Origin of the sequence: uncultured Psychroserpens sp., assembly GCF_947503375.1 — a bacterium.
In the GTDB taxonomy this organism is placed as follows: domain Bacteria; phylum Bacteroidota; class Bacteroidia; order Flavobacteriales; family Flavobacteriaceae; genus Psychroserpens.
The window spans coordinates 194397-209369 of sequence record NZ_CANNDQ010000007.1 but is presented as its reverse complement, the minus strand read 5'-3'; the positions used below and the strand labels follow the sequence as shown (position 1 = coordinate 209369).

Sequence of the window (14973 nt, the reverse complement as noted above, 5' to 3'; positions counted from 1 at the left end):
TTATAAATTCAATTAAAACACATGAGAAACACACTATTAATTGTTGTATTAATCTTCAATGCCTTTATAAGTCTAGGCCAAGACACTCGAACCATAGAAACAGAATACATAAAAGATCGCGGCGTTTTCGAAATATGCAATTGTATAAATAATATCAATAGCAAAGAAACAAACAAAATTTCCTTACAAATTTTCAAATGCTTTAAAAAAGACAATACACTACAAGGCCTTGGAAGACGAGAAGACTATTCTGACGGTTATAAAAATGAATTCGAAAGGGAAAGACAAAGCATATTATATGATGAAAGCAGAAACAATATCAATACATCTATATTTAATAGACTAACTAATGAATGCCCTAAATTAAAAGAGCTCGTTACCAAGATGTATCTAAATACAGATCATGTTAACAGCTCTAGTGCGCATGGAGTAGCATATCCAACAAATTTAAATGAGAAAACTCTTAAAAAAATAAATAGAAAAAAGAAACTATCTAATTGGGATGGTATAACAGTAGCATTAGAATCTGAAATCACCGAAGTAAAATATGTTGATGCTAAATCAAATTTTTTTAAAGTCAAAATTGGAGATCAAAGTATTTGGGTATCATCAAATATTAGAAATCCATTTGAAGTTGTTGGTAATAAGGTTAGAATTATTGGTTATTTAGTTTCGATAAACGCAGATAGTACTGAATTTATACCTCATCATAACAACCACCATATACTAGTAACTGGTATTTTAGATATAAAAACAAGAAAATTGGCTTACAATACGTACTCTGAAAGTCAAATCACATCATGGGGTGAAGGAAACATTACAATAATAAAAAACTAATCGATACATAATACATTCATATATTTTAAAACATTATGAAAACGCTTAGTCTATTTTCAATATTTATAATACTATCTAGTTATAGCTATGGCCAAAAAACTAAGGACGAACCTGTTTCATATGAAGATGAGATATCTTTATATTGGAATAAGAAAAATGACACTTTAAAGCTCTTTGTAAAAAATAAACTTTTAGTTCCAATAGAGGTCATTTTACGAGAAAGAGCAACCAATAATGAATCTAGTTCAATTTTAGTAAAGCCAAAAGATAGTACAGTATTAACTTTTTGCAGTGGTAAAATTCCTGACTCCATATGTAAAAAACAATTTAACGATAGTCTGAGAATTGGATATTACTATGGTCATAAATCACTTATAAAACCTGAATTAGATTATCTATATCGCTTACCGTTTAAAAAAGGAAAAAAATATAGTGTAAGTCAAGGGTTTAATGGTAAATCTACCCATAAGAGCATTGCCTCAAAGTATGCCATTGATTTTCAATTAGAAATAGGTGAATTGGTGTTTGCTGCTAGAGAAGGTCTTGTTGTGCAAGTCATTGACTGGTTTACTAAATATGGAGGAAAATCATTCATGAAAAAAGCAAATAAAATAGTTATTATGCATGATGATGGAACGATTGCTTCGTATGTACATTTAGATTATAAAGGGAGTTTTGTTAAAGTTGGTGATCGTGTATCTAAAGGTCAGAAAATAGGTGTTTCAGGACTCACAGGCTTCACAAGTGGTCCGCATTTACATTTTGTAGTTAGAAAAGAAAGAGATATTGCAATTCCTATCTATTTTGAAGGCTATGAAAATCAAGAATTAAAACGTAGACGACGCTACAAAGTTAAGAACTAATTCATTGTTAATCAGTACTTTTTAATCAAAAAATCAATTCGTATCACACCTATGCAAAAGGTTAACCAACTTACTTGAGTTTTTTTTATAGAAAAACTAAAAAATATTGCAATAGATTGATGAGTACGTCGTCTTCTTAATCGAAGACCCTTTACAAAAAGGTTTTAGATGAATTCAGAATCAGAAAACAGTAAAAAACTACAAGATTTTTTTAGTAAAGAATATCAATCCCTAAAGATTTATATAAATACTAGAATAAGTGACACAGCAAATCGCGATGCAGAAGATATTATTCAAGATGTAGCGCTTAAATTGTTTTCTGGAGCAGATAGATATGCGCCAATACATAATGTAGCTGGATTTGTGTACAGATCAATAAAAAACAAAATCATTGATGTACTAAGAACATCTAAATCTTCAAGCTATATAGATAATGATGAGCGTTTGATTGAATTGGCTGAAGTATTACAACAAACATCAGAATACTACACCTCTGATGCAATGATAAGCCTTTTAAAAACATGTATTGAACAGCTAAAACCTGCATATAGAGATATTATTATAGCTGTAGATTTTGAAGGGTATTCTTATAAAGAAATATCTAATGAAACAGGAATACCTGAAGGCACTTTAATGTCGCGAAGACATAGAGCCATTGGCATATTATATAAAAAAATAGAACTAAATATTAATTCATATAAATACTAAATAATGACAAATTTTTTCACACACAAGTTTAGAGAAAAATCACCAATAGAGATTTTTGTAATGATTGTTTTTGGCGCAATCTTCATCTCAGGGCTAGTCATCCTTTTTGGCTATGTAGTAATGTGGCTATGGAATTGGTTAATGCCAGACATCTTTGGTTTACCACTACTATCTTATTGGCAAGCAGTTGGATTATTCATACTTCTTAAGTTACTCCTAGGCGGTTGTAGTATGGGAAGTGGAAATAAAAAATCTTCTAAGGATTCAAATAAGAAGTGTAAAGACAATTCAAAGACAGATTTCTCAAAATGGAAATATTACAACAAATTTTGGGAAGAAGAAGGTGATAAATACTTCCAACAATATGTTGAACGTCAATCAAATCCATCACAAAAAGAAATACCAAATTCAGAATCAGAATAAGCTCATGGAACTTTTATTATTTCAAACCAACATTGAGACAACACAAAAAGTTAAGCTGTTATCTCCAATATTAAATAATCATTCTGAAGTATTAAAATGGAATGTTGATACTGAAGACATTGATAATGTGTTAAGAATTGAAGCTACTAAAAACTTAAAAGAAGATGATGTAATGGAATTAGTTAGAATACTAGGGTTTGATATTTCCATATTATCAGATTAAAAAGTTATTGAAAAGCTGAATCAAAAAAAACACTAAAACGTTCAAGAAAACTCTGCTTCAAAAAGAGCTTTAAAGTGTTTTAAAAGTTTTTCTTTAACCGCTTCTTCTTTGACACTCTCTAGGCCTAATTCGACATTTAAAGAGGTTACGGCCTTGCCTTTTATTCCACAAGGAATGATATTATCAAAATACCCTAGATTTGCATTTACATTTAATGCAAAACCATGCATAGTTACCCATCTACTAGCCCGAACTCCCATAGCACATATCTTTCTCGCAAATGGTGTTCCCACATCTAACCAAACGCCTGTTTCCCCAGGACTACGTTCGGTTTTTAAACCATATTCTGCCAATGTTAGTATGATCATTTCTTCAAGAAAACGTAAGTATTTATGAATGTCAGTAAAAAAATTATCTAAATCTAAAATTGGATAACCAACAATTTGACCAGGTCCATGGTAGGTGACATCTCCTCCTCTATTAATCTTATAAAAAGTAGCGCCTTTTTGAGAGAGTTGTGCCTCAGAAAGCAGCAAATTTGATATATCTCCACTCTTGCCTAAGGTATATACATGAGGATGTTCTACAAATAAAAAATAGTTATCAGTAGGTAAATTCAAAGCCTCTCTTCGGTTCTTAATCTTAGTATCTAAAATTCCTTTAAATAATTGTTCTTGATAATCCCAAGTGTCTTTAAAATCTTTAGTTCCTAGATCTTGTAATGTTATGGTTTTGTTCAAAATATTTAATCTTCTAAAATAACATCTAAAGTCATCATTTCAGGTGACTTAATCATTTCTATAAAATTCATTTTTAATGTGACTGTTTTTTCATCTTCACTTACAACTGCATCTTTATTAGTAACAGACTTGACTACTTTAAGAAAATGGTAAACAAAGATACGGTTTTTATCGTTCAGGATTATTTAATATCACTATAGCAGCAATCACACCTGGAACCCAACCACATAGCCAAAGCAAGAAAACAATAAGTATAGAACCACAGCCTTTACCTATCACAGATAAAGGTGGACAAATAATAGCGAGAAGTACTCTCCAAAAACTCATAATTTAAGTATTGATGTATTGATAGGACGTACATGAAAGCTATTTGTTACAACTCAATAATTATACAATTACAGATTTCTTTTTAAATAAAAATAGTAGTTTAGTGCTGTGAGAGTTTCATATATCATATTTATCTTAATTTGTGCGATAACGAATGTAAATGCACAACACCGTTTTGAAGGCTTCATTGATGATGATAGGTGGCAAAATGAAGTTTATTTATCTGTTATTGAAGACTACAGAACGCTTGATGGAATTTATGATGAACAAATTATTTCTAAGGTTACAACAGATTCATCAGGTTTTTTTCGATTTAATGGAGATCATCTAGATACCAATCAAAAAATTTATAAATTACATGTAGATAATTGCAATTCGTACAATCAAACTAGCAATCATTTTGATGGCCATTGTACAGATAGTAAAGACATCTTGTTTATTGCAAAACATACAGACACCATTACCTTTCCTTTATCGTTTGATGCGCAAATGTTTTGTGACATTATATCAAACAACCCAAAAACCGCTGCGTTTATTAAAGTTGATTCTTTAAAAGAGGAAATGAAATTTGCTTACAGCGAATTTAGAAGTAAAGCTAATAGAGAATTGAATAATAGAAAGTGGTTTAAAACGCTACAAGACTTTGGTAAAAACCTCAACGAACCTCTAGCAGAATTATATATTTATGCATTTTTATCAGACAGAAGTAATCAATTTCATGAATATTACTTAGAGGACCTAAAAAGTAATAGTTACTATGACGAGTTACTTGTAAGATTATCAGAAAAATATCCAAACTCTCCATATACCAACCAATATAAGGCTGAATTGTCTTCTGATAAATACATTGCATCACCTTCAGAAAATGCAAAAGGCTTTAATTGGCTTTATGTTTTGATTATAGCATTATCTATATCACTCTTATTTAATATTTGGCTCCTTTTTGCAAGAAATAAAAATAGAAAGAAACGCCATTCTGAAGTTAAAGCACAACTAACCAAACAAGAGCAAAAGGTTTTGGAGCTTTTATTAGAAAATAATAGCAATAAAGATATAGCTGATACCCTTTTTGTAAGCGTAAGTACAGTAAAAACACATGTAAATAACGTTTACAAAAAACTTAACGTTAGTTCTAGAGACGAATTAAAATCCCTGTTTAACAGTTAGTTACAGAATTCAACCTAGGGACTAGTACTCATTTCCAACCTATAATACACCCTGTTTTCTCATACAAATCTTGATGTTTGTTATTGTATTAATCAAAAAACAAACATTATGAAACATTATGCGCCAACACAAGTAAGCTACCTAACTTTAACCTTAGGTTTTTTAATTACACTTTTCTTTTCTAGTCTAGGTTACGCTCAAGAGCAAGCCTCCAACAAAGATGTAGGCATATTTCTATTTGAAGAAGAAGTTATTGACTATGGTACAATACATCAAAATGACAATGGGACTCGTACATTTAAATTTAAAAACAGAGGTCGAGCTCCAATTGTAATTTCCAAAGTAAAAACATCATGTGGTTGCACAGTACCAACCTACCCAAAGCAAGCAATTCTACCTGGTGAATCTGGAACTATAGAGATCAAATATGCCACTAATAAAATAGGTAAATTTTCAAAGTCTATAACTGTGATTTCTAATGCGAATAACAATCAGAAAAAACTTCGTATTATCGGAGAAGTCATTAAAAACGCTAATTCAAAATAAAAGTTATGAAAAACTATTTTTTACTATTTGTAGTAGCTTGTTTTTCTGCAACTACAATAGCGCAAAGCATTAATGATGAAATAAACATTAATGAAGAATCACCTTTTTTGCTCGGAAAAATAAATAAAGATGGCTTAATGTCTGAAAATTATAACCACTGGTTTTCGAAAAACTATGAAACCTATGAGTTAGATCAAGCGACCATAAAATTATTAACGTCAAAACTTAAAGATTACAACATCAAACTTTTTATGGGTACTTGGTGTGGTGACAGTAAAAAGGAAGTTCCGAGATTTTACAAAATTATTGAAGCTTGCAATTTCCCTAAAGATCAACTTACTGTTATTGCGCTTAGCAAAAAACCTTACATGTACAAGCAGAGCCCAAATCATGAGGAAGCTGGTTTAAATATTCATCGTGTACCTACTTTTATCTTTTATAAAGATCGAAAAGAAGTCAATCGTATTGTAGAGCACCCAATAGAAACTTTAGAAAAAGACATACTAAATATTGTCACTAAAAACACGTATAAATCTAATTATCAAATTGTAGAAACAGTAAATGCAATACTAAAAGATGATGGCTTGAATGGTCTCAAAAAACAAAGTAAGCGCTTAGTAAAAACTTACGATAATAAAGTCACAAGTATGTATGAATTGAATACTTATGGGCGCATATTATACGCCTCAAATAAACTAGATGAAGCTATTGAAGTGTTTAAATTGAATACCCAATTATTTCCCGACAATCCAAGAACTTTTATGAGTTTAGCAAATACTTTAGGCATTAGTGGGTACTCAAAAAAAGCTATTCAAACGCTAAAAGATGCCATTGAAAAATTCCCTGATGATAACGATTTATTAGAGAATCTTGAAGCTTTAAAAACTAGCATTAATGGAAAGTAAAACCTACTTATTGATCCTAATCTTGATCTTTTCTTTCATAAGTTGTGTGAACAGCAATAATGTTGAAATGATCTACAAAGATCAAATTGGCGACACCTCGTTTAATCCTAATCTAGATGATCCTGAATTCAAGTTTTGTGATTCAACTAATGTTTTGCACAAGAGAGCTTACATCTCTTACTCTGGAGGTAAAAGAGCTCTTGAAAAAGCTATTATAAAACACTATGAATTTAAACCTGAATACAGTGGTTTCAATGGCTATTTTATTGTGCGATTTGCTATAAATTGTAACAATGAACCTGGAAGAATCAGAATTCAGGTACTTGATTCAAATTTTAACCAAACAAATTGTTCTGAGGTGCTAATGCAACACATTCAAACAATTTTTAAAAACTTGAAAAATTGGAATCATGCAATTTACAAAGGAGAAGATTATGACGGGTATACATTTCATGTTATAAAAATAGATCACGGTAAAATTCAAAGTACATGAGAACATTATTAATACTTCTTACATCTTCTCTTTTCAGTTATGCACAACCAAATTGTTATATATATGCTGAAAATAGCCAAGAACGAAAAGCTTGCGAATTAAGCTACAAAGCAATTCAATATCCTCAAGGTAGTAAAGCCTCACAAAAATTATTTGATCAAGCCATAGCTATAGCTCCTGAGTTTGCTTGGGCTTACTATGAAAAATCGGTTCCTTATTTTAAAAGAGGGTTGCTAAGAGAAGGCCTAGACATATTGAACAAAGCCATTAAAATTGATCCTAAGGAATATTTATGTTACAGAGCGTACTGGTACTGGCAATATAAAAATTATAACCTTTGTATTGAAGATTTAGAAACCTACTACAAACTACCAAAAGCATATGTTCAATTTACCCCTGGAGGCGATAAAGACATGCGAATCATACTTGGTCTTGCTTATGCAAAAACAAATCAATACAAAAAAGGAATCGAAATCATATCAAATTGTATTATTAATTACAAATCTAAAGATGATATTGGTTTAACAGATTATCATTCGCTTGGCATACTCTACGTGTTAGACAAACAATATAGCAAAGCCATAGCCACTCTAAAAAAACAATTGACTATAAACGAGGACATGGCCGACACCAACTATTTTTTAGGAATTGCACTCAAAGAAAAACTAAACCTAGTTGAAGCTAAAAAACAATTTACTAAAGCTTTATCAAAATATCGTGAAACCAATCGTTTTATAAATATTAATGCTGGATTTAAAGTTTATCTATTAGATATAGAAAATGAAATTGCTGCATTGTCACAAATTAACTAGAAGAAGCCAAGAACTTTGAAACCTACAAGGATTCAAGACTATTTTTTTGCATTAATTCTTGTAAATAGTTTAATTTTGCAAATCAAAATTAAACAGCATGCAGCTTTCAGAACAAGAAACAGTAAGACGCGATAAACTCGTAAAATTAAGAGCCTTAGGCATCAATCCTTATCCTGCAGATTTATTTCCTGTAGATCATACATCCAAACAAGTAAAAGATGCTTTTCAAGAAGGCAAAAAGGTTGTTATAGCAGGGCGATTAATGTCACGTCGTATTCAAGGTTCTGCAAGTTTTGCTGAATTACAAGACAGTGCTGGAAAAATACAAGTATATTTCAATAGAGATAAAATTAGTAGTAGTGAAGACAAAACTAAATACAACGATGTTTATAAAAAACTATTAGACATTGGAGATTTTATTGGTATCGAAGGTGAATTATTTACTACTAAAGTTGGTGAAAAAACAGTCATGGTAAAAGACTTTACCTTATTGAGTAAAGCACTGAAACCGCTACCGCAACCAAGAGTTGATAGTGGAGGCAAAGTTCACGATGCATTTACTGATCCAGAACAACGTTACAGACAACGTTACGCAGATCTAGTAGTGAATCCGCATGTAAAAGAAGTATTTGTTAAGCGTACTAAGCTGTTTAATGCCATGCGTCAATTTTTTAATGATGCTGGATACTTTGAAGTAGAAACACCCATCCTTCAGCCTATTCCTGGAGGAGCAGCAGCACGTCCTTTTATCACGCACCACAATAGTCTAGACATTCCATTATACATGAGAATTGCTAACGAATTGTATTTGAAACGACTAATTGTTGGTGGATTTGATGGCGTTTATGAATTTTCTAAGAACTTCAGAAATGAAGGTATGGATAGAACTCATAATCCTGAATTTACCGCCATGGAGATTTATGTGTCTTATAAAGACTACAATTGGATGATGGGCTTCTGCGAACGACTATTAGAACATTGTGCAATAGCAGTTAATGGAACAACTGAAGCTACTTTTGGTGAGCACAAAATAGACTTTAAAGCACCTTATGCTCGAGTCACAATGGCAGATTCTATAAAGCATTTTACAGGATTTGATATTACAGGAAAATCTGAAGCCGAAATTCGTCAAGCAGCCAAAGATATGGGCGTTGAAGTAGACGAAACTATGGGAAAAGGAAAGCTTATAGATGAAATCTTTGGTGAAAAATGTGAAGGCAATTACATACAACCAACTTTTATTACAGATTACCCAAAAGAAATGAGTCCACTATGCAAAGAACATCGCAATGATCCAGATTTGACTGAGCGCTTTGAACTCATGGTATGCGGAAAAGAAATTGCCAATGCTTATTCTGAACTGAATGATCCTATAGATCAACGTGAGCGTTTTGAGCATCAATTGAAATTAGCCGCTAAAGGGGATGATGAAGCCACCGAGTTTATTGATTATGATTTTTTACGTGCATTAGAATATGGTATGCCACCAACATCTGGAATGGGAATTGGCATGGATCGTTTGATCATGTTTTTAACCAATAATCAATCCATTCAAGAAGTGTTATTCTTTCCACAAATGCGACCTGAAAAGAAACAAATAGAAATGACTGAAGAAGAAAAAGCAGTTTTTGAAACGCTGAAATCTAATTCTCCAATTGCTTTGAATGAGTTAAAAGTACAATCTGGTTTAAGTAACAAAAAATGGGATAAAACCATTAAAGGCTTAACTGGAAAAAAAGCAGCTAAAGTTGTTAAGAATAATGACGGTCTCTTTGTTGAAATCATCTAAAACAATATAATGTTATATTATTAGTTTTAGATTCAAAACACTTTTGATTTGAATCTGAAATTAAAACAAAATTATAAAGCATATCTTTTAATAGGATATGCTTTTTTATTACTTATTCATTTTGTTTTTAAAGATCATATATACCCAATAAGTACTCTATTCTACTCCTTCCCTATCCCAATAATAATTATTATAGGAAGCTTGATAATACTACTTCACATTAGAAAAAAAGTTCATTTCTATTGCTTGTTTATCACTCTTTTAGGCCTTGTATTCTATTGGTTAAGCAACTTTTATTATGTACAAATCGATAAAACAATTCCATTAAATACCTCTAAAATATTGTATTGGAATGTTGCTAAAAAACCTCAACTCCCTTTAGATATTATTATAGAACAAACTAAGGAACACCAACCAAAAGTTTTAGCTTTTGTAGAAGCAAAATATATTACTCAAAATGACTTAGACATACTTAAAAAAGTACTACCAGATTATACATTCAAAGATTTATATGCGCACATGTTAGTAGGTGTAAAAGGCAAAATTAATAGTGCAAAAATTTATGCCCAGAAGAAAAGTCATGAAGCATATCTTATTAATGCTACAATAAATAATAAAACGGTTAACTTTATTGTAGTCGATATATATGCATATCCTTTTGTAAACAAAAAACCTGCTTTAGACTCAATAATTGACGTTGCCAAAACTCATAATGCATCATTTATCGTGGGCGATTTTAATACGCCTTATGAAAGTGTACATTTTTTAAATTATCACAAAAACTATACGAGTTTCCATACGTATAACAATGGTTTCACAGCAACTTGGCCATTAGGCATTCCACTAATGGAAATCGATCATATTTGGCTTAGTAATAAATATTCTCCTGTATCTTTAGAAAAAGAATACCATTCTGAATCTGATCATGCACTATTGATTGCCGAATATAAAAACCAATTGTAACCATATCATTTAAAAAGAAAATTACTACCTGTCAGCGATTTATAGAGCCTATAAAAAAGATTTTTATTACATTCGCTAAGCTATTAATCAGAAAAACATTGACCCAAATTATGAAAAGACTAAGTTTCCTATGCATTTTCTCATTATTCCTTTTTGCCTGTAATAATGACGATGATACAGTAGCTGCTTGCAGTAAAGCTACAAATATCTTAGCAAGTAATATTACAACAACAAGTGTAACGCTCTCATGGCAAGATTCAAATAATGCTGCTTCATATATCATAGAATATGGTATTTCAGGGTTTGTTATTGGCACTGGAACTACTGCTTTAGAAAGCAATACCACCTTAGATTTAAACAACTTATTACCAGAAACCACTTATGACGTTTACGTGCAAGTAGTTTGTAGTACCGACAATCTAAGTATGTACTCTGATGTATACAGTTTTACAACGCAGTCGTTACCTGTTGTACCAGAGTTTAGACAGAATCTTTCTGAATTGAATTTATTCTCAGGCACGTTAAGTGATTTGAACCCTAGCGTGTATGTATTTGAATACAACTTACATTCAACTTTATTTTCAGATTACGCTCACAAACAACGGTTGATCGCTTTACCAACAGGCGCATCTATGACTTATGATGGTGATGGCTTACCTCTTTTTCCTGAAAATACGGTTATTGCAAAAACATTTTTCTATAATAATAATGAAACTGACCTTTCGCTAGGAAAAAGAATTATTGAGACTCGTATCTTGATAAAAATAGATGGTGATTGGGTAAGTGGTGATTACAGATGGAATGATGCTCAAACAGAGGCAACATTAGACCCTATTGGAGGAGATGTGCCAGTCACTTGGATTGATGCTGAAGGAGAATCGAACTCAATAACTTATAGAATTCCTTCTGATACAGATTGTTTAACTTGTCATCAAACCAATGGTGACCTTACACCAATTGGTCCAAAACTAAGAACGCTTAATTTTAGTACAAACGGCATCAATCAATTGCAAGCATTGATTGATAGTAATTTGTTAGATGGTGTTGCAGATCCAGCTACTATTGGAGAATTACCAAAATGGACAGATACTGAAAATTATACCTTAGAACAACGTGCAAGAGCTTATTTTGATATCAATTGCGCGCATTGCCATATTGAAGGTGGATTCTGTGAAGTACAATCCAGCTTACGATTGGCTTTTGAAACGTCATTAGAGGATTCTAATATCGTAAGTAGAAAGAACAGTATTATTAACAGAATCTCTAACTACAATGAAGGATTCAGCATGCCTTTTATTGGAACCACAATAGTTCATGAAGAGGGTGTTGAAATTTTATTAGAATATTTAGATACATTATAAAACCATTCAAAAAACACAAAAAAGCCATTTAATGAGTGGCTTTTTTGTGTTTAATATCTAGTTATTTCATAAGTTAAAAAAGTATTAAAACCCAGATAGGTTTTTATAACTCCTCTAGTATTTATTATTTTCACGTACTAATTTAAAATTCAACCATTTTGAAACATTTTTCCTATAAATTATTGTTTGTAGTAGCAGCACTATTTATTGTATCCTGCTCGACTACAAAAAATGCAAAAAAATCTAAAGCAGCTACTGCAGCAGCTGCAAAAAAACCAGCAAAGAAGCCTGGTAAAAATGATATTCAACCTTACAGTAAGGTTATTACCAAAGAGGCAAAAAGTGATGAAGGTCTTTTTACGGTTCATTCACTAGACGAAAAATTCTTCTATGAAATTCCAGACTCTTTATTTGAGCGTGAAATGCTCATGGTAACTCGTATTTCTAAAACTGCAAATGGTCTTGGTTTTGGAGGAGGAAAACAAAATGAACAAGTATTGCGCTGGCAAAAGAAAGGAAAAAAAGTAATCCTTAGAGTCGTTTCTTATAATGTTGTGGCTGCAGATTCACTTCCAGTAAATGAAGCAGTTATAAATTCAAATTTTGAACCTGTATTGTATACATTTCCTATCAAAGCTTTTGGTAAGGATTCTACAAGTACTGTTATAGATATTACACCTCTATTTGAAAAAGATGTCAAATCTTTAGGCTTACCTACATTTAGAAGACGACCTTTTAAGATCACACGATTAGAAAGTGACAAATCGTTTATTGAAAGCGTAAAAAGCTATCCTAGAAATATCGAAGCTAGACATGTTAAAACATATGCTGCTGGCTCACCTCCATCTAACTCTAGTACTGGAAGCATTTCAATTGAGATTAACAACTCAATGATCTTATTACCTGAGAATCCAATGAAGCGTCGCTATTTTGACGAACGTGTAGGTTGGTTCACTAGCTCACAAACAGATTATGGATTAGAAGATCAGAAAAGTAAATCGGTCGAATTTTTAGACCGTTGGAGACTAGAAGTTAGAGACGAAGACATTGAAAAATTCAAACGTGGCGAATTGGTTGTTCCAAAAAAACAAATCGTATATTATATAGATAGAGCAACTCCTGTTAAATGGCGTAAATACATTAAACAAGGAATCGAAGATTGGCAAGTGGCTTTTGAAGCTGCAGGCTTTAAAGATGCCATCATAGCCAAAGATCCTCCTACTATTGAAGAAGATCCTGAATGGACTCCTGAAGATGTGCGCTATTCTGTAGTACGCTACTTGGCGTCTCCAATACCAAATGCTAATGGGCCTCATGTAAGCGACCCTAGAACTGGAGAAATTCTTGAAAGTGATATTAATTGGTACCACAATGTAATGTCACTATTACGTGGTTGGTTCTTTGTACAAACTGCAGCCATAAACCCTGACGCTCAAAGTCCGCAATTTAAAGATGAAGTGATGGGACGCTTAATTCGTTTTGTATCTGCTCACGAAGTTGGTCATACATTAGGCTTGCCTCATAATATGGGAAGTAGTGTCGCCTATCCAGTAGAAAAATTAAGAGACGCTGCTTTTACTCAAAAGAATGGCACTGCACCATCTATAATGGATTATGCTCGCTTTAATTACGTTGCTCAACCAGGTGATGAAGGTGTTGCGTTAATGCCGAACATTGGTATTTATGATAAGTACGCTATTTCTTGGGGTTACAGACCAATTTTAGGAAAAACTGCTGAAGAAGAGAAACCTATTTTAAACCAATGGATAATGGACCATGCAGGAGATCCAATGTACAGATTTGGCCATCAACAAGTTGGTGATGTACACGACCCTAGCTCTCAAACTGAAGATTTAGGTGATGACGCAATGTTGGCTAGTGAATACGGAATAAAGAACTTAAAACGTATTGTTCCTAATTTAATTGATTGGACCACCGAAGCTGGTGAAGATTATGATGATTTACAAGAGATGTATGGTCATGTAGTATCGCAATTCAATAGATACATGGGACATGTCTCTAACAATATTGGAGGTGTGTACGAACATTACAAGGCTGCAGATCAACCTGGTGCGGTCTATACTCCAGTTGATAAAGACCATCAAAAAAGAGCTATGAAATTCATACAAAATAATCTATTTGATACACCTGATTGGTTAATTGATAAAACAATTTTTGACCGTATTGAATATTCTGGTTCTATTGAACGAGTTCGTAGAATACAAGTAAGAACGTTGAATAATATTATGAGTTTGGGTAAAATGCAGCGCTTGATCGAAGCAGAAACATTTAATGGTAGTGAGGCATATGTACTTACTGATATGATGAAAGACCTACGTCAAGGTATTTGGAGCGAATTACGTAGTGGAAAAACAATAGATACCTATAGACGAAATTTACAACGTGCACACATTGATAGATTGGCCTATTTAATGACTGCTAAAAACCAAAGTGGACGCACACCTAGTCCATATATTAAAAGAACAGCAGTAAATACAAGTCAATCAGATATAAGAGCAGTTGTTAGAGCTGAATTGAAGACGCTACAAAGCTCTATTCGAAGCGGTTTGAATAGAACTAGTGATAATATGAGTAAAATTCACCTACGTGATGCGTTAGAACGAATTGACGCTATATTGAATCCAAATGGATAATGTTTAGTATTCAAAAAGTAAAAAAAGCTTCAGATATCTGAAGCTTTTTTTATTAAATTACGTTTTAAATAAAATTGTATTGAACGAACATAATACTAAAGCCCTGTATTTTTGCCATACACATCCTAATCTCTTTCTTCAAAAAAAGTGTAAAGGTTGCCA

The 14973-nt window shown here is 32.2% G+C and carries 16 protein-coding genes; 14 read left to right on the top strand and 2 right to left on the bottom strand.

Annotated features, from left to right (window positions below; all coding sequences use genetic code 11):
* Nucleotides 1-21 precede the first annotated feature (21 nt).
* The 5 genes from Q0876_RS13290 to Q0876_RS13270 all read left to right on the top strand — a co-directional run bounded on the left by Q0876_RS13290 (nucleotide 22) and on the right by Q0876_RS13270 (nucleotide 3054).
* The gene (locus tag Q0876_RS13290; protein WP_299228664.1) at nucleotides 22-837 is read left to right on the top strand and encodes a hypothetical protein; all 816 of its coding nucleotides are present in this window, start codon (nucleotides 22-24) and stop codon (nucleotides 835-837) included.
* A 35-nt stretch (nucleotides 838-872) separates the two neighbouring features.
* On the top strand, nucleotides 873-1700 hold the full coding sequence (locus tag Q0876_RS13285) for a M23 family metallopeptidase (RefSeq protein WP_299228662.1): 828 nt from the start codon (nucleotides 873-875) through the stop codon (nucleotides 1698-1700).
* 168 nt (nucleotides 1701-1868) lie between these two features.
* Nucleotides 1869-2408 carry an RNA polymerase sigma factor gene (locus Q0876_RS13280; RefSeq protein WP_299228660.1) on the top strand — a complete coding sequence of 180 codons (540 nt, stop codon included), beginning with the start codon at nucleotides 1869-1871 and terminating at the stop codon, nucleotides 2406-2408.
* Between the two features lie 3 nt (nucleotides 2409-2411).
* Complete coding sequence (locus tag Q0876_RS13275; protein WP_299228659.1) at nucleotides 2412-2831, top strand: hypothetical protein; 420 nt, start codon at nucleotides 2412-2414, stop codon at nucleotides 2829-2831.
* 4 nt (nucleotides 2832-2835) lie between these two features.
* Nucleotides 2836-3054: a hypothetical protein gene (locus Q0876_RS13270; protein WP_299228658.1), complete on the top strand. Its 219-nt coding sequence runs from the start codon at nucleotides 2836-2838 to the stop codon at nucleotides 3052-3054.
* Between the two features lie 41 nt (nucleotides 3055-3095).
* Here Q0876_RS13270 and lipB read toward each other — a convergent pair whose 3' ends face one another.
* Together lipB and Q0876_RS13260 are read right to left on the bottom strand one after the other, a co-directional pair.
* A complete protein-coding gene (gene lipB, locus Q0876_RS13265) occupies nucleotides 3096-3794 on the bottom strand; it encodes a lipoyl(octanoyl) transferase LipB (RefSeq protein ID WP_299228657.1) in 699 nt (232 codons plus the stop codon).
* A 168-nt stretch (nucleotides 3795-3962) separates the two neighbouring features.
* Nucleotides 3963-4121 carry a YqaE/Pmp3 family membrane protein gene (locus Q0876_RS13260; RefSeq protein ID WP_299228655.1) on the bottom strand — a complete coding sequence of 53 codons (159 nt, stop codon included), beginning with the start codon at nucleotides 4119-4121 and terminating at the stop codon, nucleotides 3963-3965.
* Between the two features lie 108 nt (nucleotides 4122-4229).
* Between Q0876_RS13260 and Q0876_RS13255 the strand changes: the two genes are divergently transcribed.
* The 9 genes from Q0876_RS13255 (at nucleotide 4230) to Q0876_RS13215 (ending at nucleotide 14811) form a co-directional block, all read left to right on the top strand.
* Nucleotides 4230-5288 carry a LuxR C-terminal-related transcriptional regulator gene (locus Q0876_RS13255; protein ID WP_299228653.1) on the top strand — a complete coding sequence of 353 codons (1059 nt, stop codon included), beginning with the start codon at nucleotides 4230-4232 and terminating at the stop codon, nucleotides 5286-5288.
* 108 nt (nucleotides 5289-5396) lie between these two features.
* Nucleotides 5397-5834, top strand: a complete 438-nt coding sequence (locus tag Q0876_RS13250; RefSeq protein ID WP_299228651.1) for a DUF1573 domain-containing protein — start codon at nucleotides 5397-5399, stop codon at nucleotides 5832-5834.
* A gap of 5 nt (nucleotides 5835-5839) precedes the next feature.
* Nucleotides 5840-6739: a thioredoxin family protein gene (locus Q0876_RS13245; protein WP_299228649.1), complete on the top strand. Its 900-nt coding sequence runs from the start codon at nucleotides 5840-5842 to the stop codon at nucleotides 6737-6739.
* Nucleotides 6729-7232: a hypothetical protein gene (locus tag Q0876_RS13240; protein WP_299228647.1), complete on the top strand. Its 504-nt coding sequence runs from the start codon at nucleotides 6729-6731 to the stop codon at nucleotides 7230-7232. Before Q0876_RS13245 ends, Q0876_RS13240 begins: the two co-directional genes overlap by 11 nt.
* Complete coding sequence (locus tag Q0876_RS13235) at nucleotides 7229-8044, top strand: hypothetical protein (protein ID WP_299228645.1); 816 nt, start codon at nucleotides 7229-7231, stop codon at nucleotides 8042-8044. The genes Q0876_RS13240 and Q0876_RS13235 overlap by 4 nt, the downstream gene beginning before the upstream one ends.
* Before the next feature lie 97 nt (nucleotides 8045-8141).
* Nucleotides 8142-9833, top strand: coding sequence for a lysine--tRNA ligase (gene lysS / locus Q0876_RS13230; protein WP_299228643.1), 1692 nt, complete (start codon nucleotides 8142-8144; stop codon nucleotides 9831-9833).
* A 48-nt stretch (nucleotides 9834-9881) separates the two neighbouring features.
* Nucleotides 9882-10796: an endonuclease/exonuclease/phosphatase family protein gene (locus Q0876_RS13225; RefSeq protein ID WP_299228641.1), complete on the top strand. Its 915-nt coding sequence runs from the start codon at nucleotides 9882-9884 to the stop codon at nucleotides 10794-10796.
* Between the two features lie 110 nt (nucleotides 10797-10906).
* Nucleotides 10907-12157, top strand: a complete 1251-nt coding sequence (locus tag Q0876_RS13220; protein WP_299228639.1) for a fibronectin type III domain-containing protein — start codon at nucleotides 10907-10909, stop codon at nucleotides 12155-12157.
* 155 nt (nucleotides 12158-12312) lie between these two features.
* Nucleotides 12313-14811 carry a zinc-dependent metalloprotease gene (locus tag Q0876_RS13215; RefSeq protein ID WP_299228693.1) on the top strand — a complete coding sequence of 833 codons (2499 nt, stop codon included), beginning with the start codon at nucleotides 12313-12315 and terminating at the stop codon, nucleotides 14809-14811.
* Nucleotides 14812-14973 lie beyond the last annotated feature (162 nt).

Excerpts from the sequence above, each read along its gene's own strand:
- Q0876_RS13290 (WP_299228664.1), top strand. The coding sequence starts at position 22 with ATGAGAAACACACTATTAATTGTTGTATTAATCTTCAATGCCTTTATA.
- Q0876_RS13285 (WP_299228662.1), top strand. The coding sequence starts at position 873 with ATGAAAACGCTTAGTCTATTTTCAATATTTATAATACTATCTAGTTAT.
- Q0876_RS13280 (WP_299228660.1), top strand. The coding sequence starts at position 1,869 with ATGAATTCAGAATCAGAAAACAGTAAAAAACTACAAGATTTTTTTAGT.
- Q0876_RS13275 (WP_299228659.1), top strand. The coding sequence starts at position 2,412 with ATGACAAATTTTTTCACACACAAGTTTAGAGAAAAATCACCAATAGAG.
- Q0876_RS13270 (WP_299228658.1), top strand. The coding sequence starts at position 2,836 with ATGGAACTTTTATTATTTCAAACCAACATTGAGACAACACAAAAAGTT.
- Q0876_RS13260 (WP_299228655.1), bottom strand. The coding sequence starts at position 4,121 with ATGAGTTTTTGGAGAGTACTTCTCGCTATTATTTGTCCACCTTTATCT.
- Q0876_RS13250 (WP_299228651.1), top strand. The coding sequence starts at position 5,397 with ATGAAACATTATGCGCCAACACAAGTAAGCTACCTAACTTTAACCTTA.
- Q0876_RS13245 (WP_299228649.1), top strand. The coding sequence starts at position 5,840 with ATGAAAAACTATTTTTTACTATTTGTAGTAGCTTGTTTTTCTGCAACT.
- Q0876_RS13240 (WP_299228647.1), top strand. The coding sequence starts at position 6,729 with ATGGAAAGTAAAACCTACTTATTGATCCTAATCTTGATCTTTTCTTTC.
- Q0876_RS13235 (WP_299228645.1), top strand. The coding sequence starts at position 7,229 with ATGAGAACATTATTAATACTTCTTACATCTTCTCTTTTCAGTTATGCA.
- lysS (WP_299228643.1), top strand. The coding sequence starts at position 8,142 with ATGCAGCTTTCAGAACAAGAAACAGTAAGACGCGATAAACTCGTAAAA.
- Q0876_RS13220 (WP_299228639.1), top strand. The coding sequence starts at position 10,907 with ATGAAAAGACTAAGTTTCCTATGCATTTTCTCATTATTCCTTTTTGCC.